The organism is Acidobacteriota bacterium (assembly GCA_020853395.1).
In the GTDB taxonomy this organism is placed as follows: Bacteria; Acidobacteriota; Vicinamibacteria; order Vicinamibacterales; family SCN-69-37; genus JADYYY01.
This window is the reverse complement of record JADYYY010000010.1, coordinates 1-13,821: the sequence shown is the minus strand read 5'-3', so window position 1 is coordinate 13,821 and position 13,821 is coordinate 1. Positions and strand designations below refer to the sequence as shown.

14 protein-coding genes are annotated in these 13,821 nt (G+C 69.7%); 8 read left to right on the top strand and 6 right to left on the bottom strand.

Annotated features, from left to right (window positions below):
• Window positions 1-9 precede the first annotated feature (9 nt).
• Together IT184_08715 and lexA are read right to left on the bottom strand one after the other, a co-directional pair.
• Window positions 10-333 (bottom strand): DUF3467 domain-containing protein, encoded by a 324-nt coding sequence (locus IT184_08715; GenBank protein MCC7008884.1) that lies wholly within the window; start codon window positions 331-333, stop codon window positions 10-12.
• Between the two features lie 3 nt (window positions 334-336).
• A complete protein-coding gene (gene lexA, locus IT184_08710) occupies window positions 337-942 on the bottom strand; it encodes a transcriptional repressor LexA (protein MCC7008883.1) in 606 nt (201 codons plus the stop codon).
• A 150-nt stretch (window positions 943-1,092) separates the two neighbouring features.
• Between lexA and IT184_08705 the strand changes: the two genes are divergently transcribed.
• The 6 genes from IT184_08705 to IT184_08680 are packed head-to-tail and all read left to right on the top strand — an operon-like array spanning window position 1,093 to window position 7,326.
• Window positions 1,093-2,001, top strand: a complete 909-nt coding sequence (locus tag IT184_08705; GenBank protein ID MCC7008882.1) for a carbohydrate kinase family protein — start codon at window positions 1,093-1,095, stop codon at window positions 1,999-2,001.
• Between the two features lie 40 nt (window positions 2,002-2,041).
• A complete protein-coding gene (locus tag IT184_08700; GenBank protein MCC7008881.1) occupies window positions 2,042-2,647 on the top strand; it encodes a hypothetical protein in 606 nt (201 codons plus the stop codon).
• Between the two features lie 24 nt (window positions 2,648-2,671).
• A complete protein-coding gene (gene recG / locus IT184_08695; GenBank protein MCC7008880.1) occupies window positions 2,672-4,768 on the top strand; it encodes an ATP-dependent DNA helicase RecG in 2,097 nt (698 codons plus the stop codon).
• Between the two features lies 1 nt (window position 4,769).
• Window positions 4,770-5,351 (top strand): 16S rRNA (guanine(966)-N(2))-methyltransferase RsmD, encoded by a 582-nt coding sequence (gene rsmD, locus IT184_08690; GenBank protein ID MCC7008879.1) that lies wholly within the window; start codon window positions 4,770-4,772, stop codon window positions 5,349-5,351.
• Window positions 5,348-5,866 (top strand): pantetheine-phosphate adenylyltransferase, encoded by a 519-nt coding sequence (gene coaD, locus IT184_08685; GenBank protein ID MCC7008878.1) that lies wholly within the window; start codon window positions 5,348-5,350, stop codon window positions 5,864-5,866. Before rsmD ends, coaD begins: the two co-directional genes overlap by 4 nt.
• A 53-nt stretch (window positions 5,867-5,919) precedes the next feature.
• The gene (locus tag IT184_08680) at window positions 5,920-7,326 is read left to right on the top strand and encodes an FAD-binding protein (GenBank protein ID MCC7008877.1); all 1,407 of its coding nucleotides are present in this window, start codon (window positions 5,920-5,922) and stop codon (window positions 7,324-7,326) included.
• Here IT184_08680 and IT184_08675 read toward each other — a convergent pair.
• Genes IT184_08675 through IT184_08660 form a run of 4 tightly spaced genes read right to left on the bottom strand, consistent with a single transcriptional unit; the run spans window position 7,313 to window position 11,952 of the window.
• Entirely contained in the window at window positions 7,313-9,805 is a 2,493-nt protein-coding gene (locus IT184_08675) for a pilus assembly PilX N-terminal domain-containing protein (GenBank protein ID MCC7008876.1), read from the bottom strand. The genes IT184_08680 and IT184_08675 overlap by 14 nt on opposite strands.
• 25 nt (window positions 9,806-9,830) lie before the next feature.
• Entirely contained in the window at window positions 9,831-10,847 is a 1,017-nt protein-coding gene (locus IT184_08670; protein ID MCC7008875.1) for a hypothetical protein, read from the bottom strand.
• Window positions 10,840-11,385 (bottom strand): prepilin-type N-terminal cleavage/methylation domain-containing protein, encoded by a 546-nt coding sequence (locus IT184_08665; GenBank protein ID MCC7008874.1) that lies wholly within the window; start codon window positions 11,383-11,385, stop codon window positions 10,840-10,842. The genes IT184_08670 and IT184_08665 overlap by 8 nt, the downstream gene beginning before the upstream one ends.
• Window positions 11,386-11,952, bottom strand: coding sequence for a hypothetical protein (locus IT184_08660; protein ID MCC7008873.1), 567 nt, complete (start codon window positions 11,950-11,952; stop codon window positions 11,386-11,388).
• Between the two features lie 162 nt (window positions 11,953-12,114).
• Between IT184_08660 and IT184_08655 the strand changes: the two genes are divergently transcribed.
• Together IT184_08655 and rho are read left to right on the top strand one after the other, a co-directional pair.
• On the top strand, window positions 12,115-12,483 hold the full coding sequence (locus IT184_08655) for a CoA-binding protein (protein ID MCC7008872.1): 369 nt from the start codon (window positions 12,115-12,117) through the stop codon (window positions 12,481-12,483).
• 127 nt (window positions 12,484-12,610) lie between these two features.
• On the top strand, window positions 12,611-13,821 hold a 1,211-nt coding region (gene rho, locus IT184_08650; protein MCC7008871.1), incomplete at its 3' end, for a transcription termination factor Rho.

Below are 13,821 nucleotides of genomic sequence, written 5' to 3'. Positions count from 1 at the left end.
AGGCGACGCTCAGTGCAGCGGGCCCTTGGGCCAGCTCGACGGCTCCTGCGCCTGGGCGTCCTGGAGCGCGCGCATCTGCTCCTGGAGCGCGGCGATCAGGCCGGGCACGACGTTGAACGGCAGCGCGACACGCGCGACCACCGGAACGCGGACGGTCTGCGAGGCTTCGGCGGACTTCAGATCCCGCTCCGACAGCGGCCGGACGTCGCAGAAGGTCAACGTCAGATCGAACGGCGTGTGGGCGACGGCGCAGAAGTTGGCGTACTCGCGGCGCCCCTGCACGGGATCGGCCGGCTCGTCCGGCACGATCGTGAAGTTGATGGGTTTCGACATCGCTCAGTATTTTCGCATGATGCCGACGACGACGCCCTGCACCTGGACGTCGGCCGCGTCGAAGTAGAGGGGCTGCATCGCCGGGTTCGCCGGCTGCAGCCGGATGCGGCCGTTGTCGCGGTAGAACTTCTTCAGGGTGACGTCGGTGCCGCGCACGAGCGCGATGACCATCTCGCCGTTGTCGGCCGTCTTGCGATCCTCGACGATGACGAAGTCCCCGTCGCGGATGTGCTCGTCGATCATCGACTCGCCGCGCACGCGCAGCACGTAGCTCTCGCGCTTGCCGACGAGATCCTCCGGCACGGCAATCGTCTCCGCCGTGGCGACCGCTTCGACCGGCATGCCGGCCGCGACGTACCCGAGCAGCGGCAGCTCGAGCGCGCGATGCGCTGCAGGGGCCGACAAGAGCTCCACCGATCGGCTGCGATTCCAGGACCGGCGGATGAAGCCTTTCTCCTGGAGGTTCGTGAGGTGCTTGTGGACGGTCGCAAGCGACGAGAGGTTGAATCGCGCGCCGATCTCCTCGAGGCTCGGCGCGTAGCCGTGCTGGTGGATGAACTCTTCGAGGTAGTCCAGAATTTCCCGCTGGCGTTTGGTCAGTGGCTGCATTCGGGGCTCCCGCGCCGAAGGAAGGTCGCGGGGACTATACGCAAAGAAAAGGCGAATATCAAGCAGGCGGGTCCGGAATGGGACAAGATAGTCGCCCAACGCATGCGCTGGCCCCCTCGACTGCCTTCCGCCGCCCGTCGATTCGACGTCGTGGCCTTCGGAGAGAACAGCCTGGACTTCGTCGGCACGGGGTCGCGCCCGCCCGCCGGCGTGGACAAGACGACGCTCACGCGCTTCGAGCTGCTCGTGGGCGGGCAGGCGACGACCGCGGCGGTCGCCTGTGCGCGGCAAGGGCTGCGCGCGCGCTACGTCGGCGTCTTCGGGCGCGACGAGTGGGGCGCCACGGTGCGGCGGGCGCTCGATCGCGAAGGCGTGGACCTCGTGGCGCTCGAGCGCGACGCCCGCAGCCGCGTGGCCGTCGTGCTCGTCGACTCGGACACCGGCGATCGCACGGTGCACGAATTTCGCGATCCGGCGCTCGCGGTCGATCGCGGTGCGATGCCGGTCGAGGCCGTGCTCGCCGGCCGCATCCTCATGCTGGATGCGACCGACCTCGCGACGTCGACGGCGATCGCCCGGCTCGCGCGCGAGCGAGGCGTGCCGACCGTCGTCGACGTGGACCGCGTGAGCCTCGCCGCCGCCGAGCTCCTGCGCGAGATTGCCGTCATCGTCGTCCCACGCGCGTTCCTGGAGAGCTGGACCAGCACGGCGTCGCCGGGCGCTGGGCTGGCGGCGCTCGATCGCGAGTTCCAGCCGGCCGCGACGATTGTGACGCTCGGCGCCGAGGGGTCGCTGGCACTGGCCAACGGCCGCGAGATCCGCACGCCGGGGTTCCAGGTGGACGTCGTCGACACGACCGGCGCGGGCGACGCGTTCCGGGCCGGGTTCGTCAGCGCGTGGATCCGTCTGGCCGACGCGCCGGACCTCGAGACCATCCTCGAGCAGGCGAACGCGACGGCGGCTCTCAACTGCCAGGCCGTCGGGGCGCAAACCGGCCTGCCACGGCGGCCGGACGTCGACCGTCTCGTCGCCCATGCGAGAGGCCGCGAGCCGAAGTAGCCGGCGTCGGACACCTCGCGCGGTGTCGTACTATTGGATCGTGCGCAGGGTTCGTCTGAGCGTGCTCGCCGTCGTCCTCGTCGCCGGCGCGTCGGTCGCCGCGCAGGATGCCGCCCTCGTGCGCGATGCCGCGAGCCTCCAGAAGAAGGTCGCGGCGATCAACCAGCGCGCTGCCGCCAAGCCCAGGCAGACGACGCCCACGTTCCGGACCGTCCTCACCGACCGTGAGGTCAACGCCTACTTCAAGCTCAACGGGCGGACGTTTCTGCCCGCCGGTGTCCTCGAGCCCGAGTTGCAGATCGGCGACGGCGGCCGTGTGCGCGCGAAAGCCGTCCTCGATCTCGACGCCGCGCTCAAGCCGCAGAACCGCAGCTTCTTCGATCCGCTCGCGTGGCTGAGCGGCAAGGCGCCCGTGACCGCGGCCGGCACCGTGCGTGCCTCGAACGGCCGCGGCGTGCTCCAGCTCGAGACCGCCACCATCAGCGGCGTCACGATTCCGAAGACGGTGCTCCAGCAGTTGATCAGCTACTACACGCGCACGCCGGAGTCGCCGGACGGATTCGACATCGACAAGCCGTTCGATCTGCCGGCGAACATCCAGTCCGTGGAGATCACCCCCGGCCAAGCCATCGTGGTACAACCGTAGCGCGGGCGTCGGCCCGCCGCTCCCGTGTCCGAGTTTCTTTCGACGCCGCTCCAGTTCCTGAAAGGGGTCGGGCCCCGGCGCGCCGCCGACCTCGAGCGTGTCGGCCTGATCACCGTCGAAGACCTGCTGCTCCGCTTTCCGCTCCGCTACGAGGACCGCGCGGTGGTCGTGCCGATTGCCGCGCTCGAGCCCGGGCGCACCGCCACGGTGATCGGCGAGGTGCTCGGCTCCGGCTCGCGCTCCACGCGCCGGCCGGGATTCCGGCTCTTCGAGCTGGTCGTGAAGGACGCGAGCGGCGCAGTCCGCGCGGTGTTCCCGAATCAGTCGTTCCTCAAGGACGTGTTCCATCCGGGGGATCGCGTGGTGCTCTTCGGCGCGCTCGAGTTTCGCGGAACCGGCGGGCTGCAGCTCACGAATCCCGAATACGAGATCCTGTCGGGCGCGCCGGAAGGCGAGGACGACGCCGTGCACGCCGGCCGGATCGTGCCGGTCTACGAACGCGCGGGGTCGATGACCCCGCGCATGCAGCGGGTGCTCGTGCACCGCGTCCTCGCGGATCTGCCGGCGGACGTGCCCGATCCGCTGCCGCCGGCGATTCGCGCGCGGCTTCATCTGCCCGACCGGCGGTCGGCCATCGTGGCGGCTCACTTTCCGCCGGCCGGCGCCGACGTGACGGTGCTGAACCAATGGGCGTCCGACGCGCAGCGGCGGCTGATCTTCGAGGAGTTCTTCCTGTTCCAGGCCGGGTTGCTGCTCAGGAAGCGGCGTCATGCCGCCGAGCGCAAGACGCGCGCGGTCGTCGTCGACGATCGCATTCGCGAGTCGGCGAGGCGGGCCTTGCCGTTCAAGCTGACCGATGGGCAGAAGCGCGCGCTGCGCGAGATCGTCGCGGACATGCAGCGCGAGACTCCCATGAACCGGCTGCTTCAAGGAGACGTCGGCGCCGGCAAGACGATCGTGGCGCTGCTCGCCGCCATCGTCGCCATGGAGAACGGGTTCCAGGTCGCGTTCATGGCGCCGACCGAGATCCTCGCCGATCAACACTACCTCACGATTCGCCGGCTGCTCGATGCCTCGCGCTTCCGGGTCGCGCTGCTCACCGGCAGCGTCAGCGCGGCGCGTCGGCGCGACGTGATCGCGGAGCTGGCGAGCGGCGCGGTTCACCTGGTCGTCGGAACCCACGCGCTGGCCGAGCAGCCGGTGGCGTTCCACGACCTCGGCCTCGTCGTCATCGACGAGCAGCACCGGTTCGGCGTCATGCAGCGCGCGACGCTGCGCCACAAGGGCGCGAGTCCCGATGTGCTCGTCATGACCGCGACGCCCATCCCGCGCACGCTCGCGCTCACGACCTACGGCGATCTCGACGTCTCGGTGATCCGCGGCCGGCCGCCCGGCCGGCAGCCCGTGAGAACGATCGCGCGGCCGGAATCGCGCCGCGACGAGGTCTACGGCCTGGCGCGGCAGGAGATCGCCGCAGGTCGCCAGGTCTACGTGATCTATCCGCTCGTGGAGGAATCGGAGAAAGTCGACCTGCGCGCCGCCACGGCGATGGCCGACCATCTGCAGCTCGAGGTGTTTCCCGACGCAACCGTCGCGTTGTTGCACGGCCGCCTGAAGCAGGACGAGAAGGATCGCGTGATGAGCGCGTTCGCCCGCGGCGACGTGCACGTGCTCGTCGCCACCACCGTCGTCGAGGTCGGCGTGGACGTGCCGAACGCGACCATGATGGTGATCGAGCACGCGGAGCGCTTCGGGCTGTCGCAGCTCCACCAGCTTCGGGGCCGCGTCGGACGCGGGGCCCACGCGTCCACCTGCGTCCTGCTCTATCAGCACCCGCTCGGGCCGGCGAGCCGTGCGCGTCTCGACGCGCTCGTCGAGACCGGCGACGGCTTCGACATCGCCGAGCGCGACCTGGCGTTGCGCGGCCCTGGCGACTTCTTCGGGACGCGGCAGTCCGGGCTGCCAACGCTTCGCGTGGGCGACCTCGTCCGCGACCATCGCGTCATGGAGGATGCGCGCCGCGAGGCGGCCGCCTGGCTCGACGAGCACGGCAGCGACGGCGTGGTCGCCGACGTCTCCGCGAACTGGGCCGTGCGGTTCGGGCTCGTCGAGATTGGATGAGATGCGCATCATCGCCGGCCGGCTGAAGGGACGGCGGCTGCGCGCGCCGGTTGGCCCCGGCGTGCGTCCGACGAGCGACCGGCTGCGGGAGACGCTCTTCAACGTGCTGCGCGATCGCATGGACGGCGCGCGCGTGCTCGATGCCTTCGCCGGGACGGGCGCCGTGGGGCTCGAAGCGATCAGCCGCGGCGCGTCGCACGTGACGTTCGTCGAGGCCGACCGGCGCGCGGCGGCGGCGCTCTGCGCGAACATCGACGCGTGCGGGGCGGCGCAGGGCTCGCGCGTGATTCAGGACACGCTGCACCGCGCCGCCACACGCGGCGCCGCCGTCCTCGGACCGTTCGACGTCATCTTCCTCGATCCGCCCTACGATTTCGCCGACCTGGACGGCGGGCTGGCCGACGCCGGGCGGCTCCTCGCCCCGGAGGGCGTCGTCGTGCTCGAACACAGCCGTCGCCGTGGCGCCCCAGCGGCCGCCGCGTCGCTCATCAGGCAACGGACGCTCGAGGCCGGCGACAGCGCGCTCACGCTGTACGCGCTCGGCGGCTCGGCTGATACGATGGAGGTCTCGGTCCCCCGATGACCCGCGTTCACCGTCTCGCCGTCTGCCCGGGGTCGTTCGATCCGCTGACCAACGGCCACGTGGACATGATCGCGCGCGCGGCCAGGCTCTTCGACGAGATCGTCGTGGCGGTGCTGGCGAACACCGCGAAGACGCCGTGGTTCACGGCCGATGCGCGTGTCGCGCTGACCCGAGAAGTGCTGGCGGCCCGATCCGACGTCTCGAACGTTCGCGTCGAGGCGTTCGACGGCCTGCTCGCGCAGTACGTGCGGCACGTCGGTGCCGTGGCGGTCGTGCGCGGGCTGCGCACGTCCTCGGAGCTCGCCGACGAATCGCAGATGGCGATGATGAACCGCCATCTCAACGCAGACTGTGAAACGGTGTTCCTCGTGCCGCTGCCTGGCGTGTCGTTCATCAGCTCGCGGCTCATCAAGGACGTCGCCATGATGGGTGGCAGCGTCGACGGCCTGGTGCCGCCGGCCGTGGCCCGCGCGCTCGCGGCGCGCCGAGGACTGCCGTATTCGGTGACGACGTGACGTTCGCGTCGGATGGGGCCGTTCACGAGCGCGGCGCCGCCGGCCGCGCGGACATCGTGGAACGTCTCGTCGCCATCGTCGGCCCGGCTCACGTCCACACGGATCTCCGCACCCGCGAGCTCTACGGCACGGATGCGTTGCAGCGCGGCGCGCTGCCCGATGTCGTCGTGGCGCCAGGGACCGCCGTCGAGATCGCCGCGATCGCGCGTCTGTGCCACGACACGTGGACGCCGCTCGTCCCGCGCGGCGGCGGCACCGGGTTCACCGGCGGTGCCGTGCCGGTCCACGGCGGGGTGGTCCTCAGCCTGGAACGGTTGAACCGGATCCTCGAGATCGACGCGCCGAATCTGCTCGCCGTCGTCGAGCCGAACGTCATCACCGGCGATTTGCAGCAGGCCGTCGAACAGGTGGGGTTGTTCTACCCGCCGGATCCGGCGAGCCTCGGCCGCTCCGCAATCGGCGGCAACGTCGCCGAGTGCGCCGGCGGGCCTCGGGCGTTCAAGTACGGCGTGACGAGACAGTACGTGCTCGGTCTCGAAGCCGTCCTGCCCACGGGCGAGATCGTGCAGACCGGCGGCAAGGTGGTGAAGAACGTCGTCGGCTACGATCTCACGCAACTGCTCGTCGGTTCCGAGGGCACGCTGGCCATCGTCACGAAGGTGATCCTCCGGCTCGTGCCGAAGCCGCCGGTGGCGGTGACGCTGCGCGTCGTGTTCGAGAGCGTGCGGGCGGCGGTCGATGCCGTCATGGGGATGATCGCCGCGCGCGTCGTGCCCGCGACGTTGGAGCTGATCGATCGCGAGTCGCTCGACGCGGTGGCGGCGGCGACGGGCGCGCGGCTGGCGCCGGCCGGCGCCGGCGCGCTGCTGCTGATCGAAGTAGACGGGCTCGCCGAGCAGGTTGCGGCCGAAGCGGATCGCGTGGCGCACGCCTGCGTCGCGGCAGGCGCCCTGGACCTGCAGCGCGCCGCGACCGACGATGAGCGTCAGGAGCTGTGGCGCGTGCGCCGCGAGATCTCGCCCGCGCTGAAGACGATCGCGCCGACCAAGCTGAACAACGACATCGTCGTGCCCAAGGCGCGCGTGCCCGAGCTCCTGGAGGCGGTGGACGCGCTGGCCCGCCGGTTCCGCCTGCGTATCCCGTGTTTCGGGCACGTCGGCGACGGGAACATCCACGTCAACATCATGGTGCCGGCCGGCGACCCCGGGGCGCTCGGCCGCGCGCGCGAGGCGGAAGGCGAGCTGTTCAGACGAGTCGTCGCGCTCGAGGGCGCCATCAGCGGGGAACATGGGATCGGGTTCACCAAGGCGCCGTACCTTCCGCTCGCGCTGACGCCGGAGACGATCGCGCTGATGCAGCGCGTCAAGCAGGCGTTCGATCCGCGCGGCATCCTCAATCCCGGCAAGATCTTCCCGGACGACGGCCCGCCCGCGCCCGACGGCCGGGTCACGGCCGGATGATCTGAGCGAACCCCGTCGTGTTGACGTCGCGGAACATCGGCGTCCGCGGCGGCAGGAGCGCCGGCGTCAGGAAATCCGTGTCGAAGTTGTAGCCGCGTGTCGGCGGCGAGTACACGGTGACGCAGCACTTGTAGGTACCGTTCCCCTGCCGGCTCGTGTACAGGCTCACGATCGACCCCCGGAAGTTCAAGGTCTGATCCGACCAGTCTTCCAGGTACCGCAGGAAGTTGTGAGCGCCGCCGTCGGTGCCGAAGTCCTGCACGGTGCCGGCCGGTTGCGGGAAGGAGATGCCCTTGCCGGCGATCACCGCCAGCCGATACCACGTGGTCACCGCGTCGCGGTTCGTCATGCTGTGCGCGTTGGTGACCGACGTGCGGTCGTTCCAGGCATTGGAGAGCAGCGTGACGGCATCGGCGATCACCGCCGTGGCCACGTGCGGATTGCCGAAGGCGCCGTTGGCGTTCCAGTCGCCCTGTACGTAGACCGGGTTCTCGGAGGCGATCGTGAGCCCTGGGGCGACCAGGTTGCCCAGCCGGCCGTTGGTCAGCTTCAGCGCGCGTCTGAAGAAGATCGGTGGATTGCGCCGCGCGATGAGCGCCTCCTCGGCCTGCCCGACGGCGCCGCCGGGATCGACCGACGTCCAGGGCCGCGCCGCGGCCGCGAGCGGCCACGAGAGATTGCCCCACGGCATCGGCGCGCCGCCCGGCACAGCCGCGGGCGCGCGGGGCGTCGCGCCGTAGCTCTCGAGCTGTCCGTTGCCATTGAAGTCCTCGCCGGTGTCGAGCACGTTGTTGATCGCGCCGGTCCCGGACGCAGGATTGACGAGATCCTCGAAGCCGTACTCGCCCGTTTCGGCGTTCGCGGCATTGCGGTTGCCGCGCCGGTCCGAGAAGTACACCGTGTAGCCGTTCACGTTGAGCGCCTGGTTGCCGGTCGTGCCGATGGCGCCCTGGAACCAGCGCGACAGGTTCCGCGCATCGATCTCGACGTAGGCGATGATGCCGCCGAACCGCACCGGATCAGCCGCCGTGAGGCCATCGCGCTGCATCGCTTCGCGCGCGTCGTAGAGGATGTTGGGGCTGTAGTTGAAGGCGCTGTTCTGCTGTGCCGCCGTCGCGCAGGCGTTGAGATCGCGCATGCGCTGGAGCCGAATCACGGCGGTCGGGCTGATCTCGGCGCAGCCGGCAGGGGCGCCGGCCGTGTCCACCCATTGCCGTCCCGCGATCCCGAGATTCAGGATCTCGAGCGTGACGTCGGTCCAGACGCCAGCCGGGCCCTGCCGTTCGATCTTCAGGAAGCCGCCGAGGACCGGCGTGTTGGCCGGGGTCCGCACGCCGGTCTGGTTGCCGCCGCCGCCCGGCCCCGGCGATTCGGCGAACGGGACGCCGACGTAACCGCCGGGCTCCGCGATGCCGAGCGCCAGCGGCGGCTGTGCGCTGACGCCAGGCAGCCCGTTGATGTCGGCGGCCGCGTCGCTCAAGAGAATGCGGAGGCTCGCGAGCGAGAAGAACCGCTCCTGCAACACGAGCGGCGCGTCCACGTTCTCGCCCGGCAGCGGCCGCCGGATCAGATCGATCGGCTGCGCGCCGAAGTTGACGACCGGCAGGTCGAGACGCTTGGCGCCCGTGTTGCCCGTCGCGATGTTGTGGTTGTAGGTGCCGGTCGACAGGTTCGTCCAGGTCGGCTCGTTGCGCGCGGTGCCGATCGTGCCGACCAGGCTGCCTTCGTTCGCGGCCAGGTTCCGGAAGACGCCGGGCGCCCGGATGACGCTGACGTTGCCCGTGTAGTTGACGCTCGTGGCCCAGCCGTTCGACAGGTGCGTCCGGACGATCTCGCCGACGGCGGTGACGCGGTCGGCGAGCGTCAGCGTGTTGCCGTTGCCTTCGGCCACGAACAGGTTCGCGTTCGTATGGACGCGGCCACCGAAGTTGAAGTTCGGGCCGGCGAAGAAGCTGAGGTCGTTCTCCGAGAAGATGCCGAACTGGAACACCGGGATCGCCACCGTCTGCAGCGTGCGCGTCAGCGTCGCTTCCGACCGGTCCGGCAGCCGCGCGGTGGAGCTGAGCCGGTACGGCGTCGCCAAGCCGATCAATCCCTGGAACGGGCCGGACATGACCGTCATCGTGGCCGCGGCCGGATTGCCGCCGGCACCGGCCGGGAAGGTGATCCGGTAGCCGTTGCCCCCGCCGGGCTCCTGCCAGGCGACGCCGAGATCTGGCGGGTTCAGCGTCAACGCGTTGATCTGGGCCGCCGTCGGCGCGAAGTTCCCGCTGAACAGGTCGCCGAGATCGGCCGTGAGCTGCTCGAGCCCCGCGTGCGAGGCGTAGAACGCCTGCGTCCGCGTGCTGTCCAGCGCGCGCACGCGTGTGTCCGAGACGACGATGGCCGTCATGCCGGCGGTGAGGCCGGCGAGCAGCACGAGCACGATCATCGTGCTCACCAGCGCACTGCCGCGATCATCGTTCCGGGGCATCGTCATGCATCTCCGTCAGGGTCGACACGGGCTAGCGATAGCGATCGACGAACGACAGGCTCCGCAGGCCGATGCCGACCGCCATCGAGTTGCGGATGAACTGGCGCGTCGGCACGCTGATGTCCAGCGAGCGGCCGGCGAGGAACAGGTTGACCTTGCGAATCTGGTTGGCGCTGTTCGGCGCGGCCGGGCTCTCGACGTTGCTCGGATTGGTCGTGCCATCCACCAGGTCGTAGGTGAGCTGCAGGTTCTCGGCGCCGAGGGCGATCGCTCGCCGCGGCCCGGCGTTCACCTGCCGCGTCAGTCTGGGCAGCGCGGGGTCCGTCGTGGCGTCGATGTAGTACGTGATCATCAGCAGACGTGTCGCGGTCGTGGGCGGGAACGTGCCGGGCGCGCTCTGGAGCTGCATCAGCGTGCCCTGCGGCGCAGCCCGCTGGTTGAGGCCGAGCGCGTCGGCGGCCGCGAACGTCACGGTCTGCGTCCCGTTCGTGGCCGTGACCATCTGCATCGCGTTGCCGAGCGCGTTGCTGAAGAGGATGATGTCGCCGGGCTGGATGCCGTCCACGCCCGTGATGGGCGTGCGCGCGTCCACCGTCATGGTGCTGCCGTCGGCCGCGATCCCTGCGAGCGGCCATTCGTTCAACGCCAGGGTCGGGTCGGCGTAGAAGAGCGTCACGGCATCGGTCGTGACGCCGAGGACGCTGGGGCCCAACCCGCCTCCCGGCGCCAGCGCCGGCATCGTCACCCACGTGCTGGGAAACGCCTGCGCCGGCCCGGCTGGCGCCGGCCGCACGATCGGCACGGCCGTGCCGCCGCTCGGGATCGGCACCCCGCCGCGGGGGATGCCCTGGCCGGTCTGGATGAAGTCGCGGGTCATCACGCTGATGGCGGCCTGCAGGCCCTGGTTGGTCTCCGACACGATCCGGGAGGTGTCGGCCAGGGTCATCGCGTTGTTGAACGAGGCCAGCGAGGCGCCGAGCACCAACATGCTCAGCAGCGACGCGATCAGCACTTCCGGGACGGTGAATCCAGCGTCGCGCTCAGGCATAGGAAGACAGGAAGGTCGTCAGGACGTACTGGCCCGGGCCTGCGGCCGTGCGATAGCGGACGATGACGCGGACGCGCCGGAGCGACGGCCCGAGGTTGCGGATCTCGATCTCGCGGGTGAACCCGAACAGTGGCGTCGTGATGTCGTCGGCCGTGCCGAGCAGGGCATCGGGGCCGGGCTTCACCACGGTCGCCAGGTCGCCGTCATCGGTGGTGTTGACGAGGCCGTCGGCGCCGGGATCGCGCACGTCGCGCGGGCCGTCGAAGAAGATGCCGCCATCGGCGCCGGACTCGCCGACGCGGTTGCGGATCTGCGCCCACGTGAGCACGCGGTTGTCCCGGGCTTTGAACACGCTCTCGATCGCTTCGGACGCCCGCTGACTGGCGATGAACTGCTCCTGCGAGCCCGTGATCTTGCGAGCCATCAAGGTGGTGGCGGCCATGAGCGCGAGCACGCCGATGCTCGTCAGCACCATGGCGACGAGCACTTCGATCAGCGTGAAGCCGGCGTCAGCGCCGGGGCGCGCTCGTCGCGTCATCTACCGGCTCCAGGCCGCGCCGTTCCAGCGGTAGGTTCGGATCATCGCGGTCGGCCCGAAGACCGTCACGGCGCGGGCGGTCAACGGCCTCGACGGCTGCCCGAGGAACACCGTGCCGTTGACGGGCTGGCCGTCTTCGTCGACGAAGGTGCCTTCGGCCGTGAACATCACGGCAGCCGAGCCGCCGAAGTCGATCGGCGTGGTGCGCCCGAATCCGTCCGGGCTGTCGGGCACGCCGTCGAACACCGTGAACTGCGCGTGATGTTCGAGGTACGCCGACGAGATCACCGTCGTCCCGTTGGGAAGGTTGTGGCGGATCACCTCGATCAGGTTCGGGCTCGTGAAGCGGACCTCGACGAGCCGTCGCTGGTTGATCGCCGTCTCCCTCGCGAACTTCACCTGTCCGTGGACGACCTGCATGTCGGCATCGCCCTGCACGGTCGCCGCGGTCGATCCGAACACCGCGGTCGTCCACACCGTGAGCGTGATCGCCATGGCCGCGACGACCAGCACTTCCGTGGCGCTGAATCCGTCGTCGCCGCTCGCTGCCCGGCAGGCGCGTGTCATGGCTGCGGCAACGTGCAAGCGACGTGCCCGTGCGGGTTGCCGGCGACTCACCAGAACGAGATGGTTCGACACGCGTGCTGGCGCCGGCACCGAGGTCGGGATCTCAGTTCTGCACGGCGCGTTACGACTCCGTGCCCGACGCCGGGCGCGGTACACTGGCGCATGCCTACGATTGCCGTCATCGGCGCGTCGAACGACCGGTTGAAGTTCGGCAACAAGGCCGTGCGGGCGTTTCGCGACCGTGGCTACACCGTCGTGCCGATCAACCCGCACGCGTCGTCGATCGAAGGCGAGCGCGCGTATGCGAGCGTGCTCGAGTACCCCGGCCCGATCGACGAAGCCACCATGTACGTGCCGCCCCAGGCGGGCGGCGCCGTGCTCGAACAACTCGCGGCGAAGGGCATCCGCGTCGTGTGGTTGAACCCCGGCGCGGAGAGCCCGGACCTCGTCGCCCGGGCCAGGCAGCTCGGCCTCGAGCCGATCGTGGCCTGTTCCATTCTGGGCATCGGACAGGTTCCCGACGCGTACTGAGGGCGGGCGTTGACGCCCCTCGACCGCGTGGTATACTCCGGGTCGACCACTGGCGCGTTCCTCTCCGGATGCGCGTATCTCAGTTCCGTCTCCCGACACCAACTCAACTTGTTCCGTTCCAACCGCTATGGCCACTCATCAGAAACGCTCGTCAGGGCGTCAGCCTGTCGTCGACGCGACCGTCGCTGAAATCCCGCAGGACACCGGCACTGCCTCAGACGCTGGCGAGACCGCCAGCGCGGCGCCCGCCTCGCAGCCCCAACCGCAACAGGAGGGGGGGCGCCCGCAGAAGGCCACGCTCAACATCAACGACCTGAAAGACATGAGCATCCAGAAGCTCACGCAGGTCGCCAAGGACTTGAACGTCGCAGGCGCGACGGGCATGCGCAAGCAGGATCTGATCTTCCAGATCCTCAAGGCCCAGACCGAGCTGAGCGGGTTCATGTTCTCGGAGGGCGTGCTCGAGGTGCTGCCCGACGGGTTCGGCTTCCTGCGCGCGCCCGACTACAACTACCTGCCGGGGCCCGACGACATCTACGTCTCGCCGTCACAGATTCGCAAGTTCGACCTGCAGACGGGCGACACCGTCTCCGGCCAGGTGCGGCCGCCCAAGGACGGCGAGCGCTACTTCGCGCTCATCAAGGTCGAGGCGGTCAACTTCGAGTCGCCCGATCAGGCGCGCAACAAGCTCTTCTTCGAGAACCTCACGCCGCTCTACCCGCAGGAGCGGCTCCGTCTCGAGACGACGCCCGAGAACCTGTCGGCGCGCGTGATGGACCTGATGACGCCGATCGGCAAGGGCCAGCGCGGCCTCATCGTCGCGCCGCCGCGCACCGGCAAGACGATGCTGCTGCAGAACATCGCGCAGTCGATCACGACCAATCACCCGGAGGTCTACCTCATCGTGCTGCTCATCGACGAGCGGCCGGAGGAGGTCACCGACATGCAGCGGTCGGTGCGCGGGGAAGTGATCTCGTCCACGTTCGACGAGCCCGCGCAGCGCCACGTGCAGGTGGCCGAGATGGTGATCGAGAAAGCCAAGCGCCTCGTCGAGCACAAGAAGGACGTCGTCATCCTGCTCGACTCGATCACCCGGCTCGCGCGCGCGTACAACACCGTCGCCCCGCCGTCCGGCAAGGTCCTCTCGGGCGGTCTCGACTCGAACGCGCTCCAGAAGCCGAAGCGGTTCTTCGGCGCGGCGCGCAACATCGAAGAGGGTGGCTCGATCACGATCATGTCCACCGCGCTCATCGACACCGGCTCGCGCATGGACGACGTGATCTTCGAGGAGTTCAAGGGCACCGGCAACATGGAGATCCACCTGGATCGCAAGCTGGT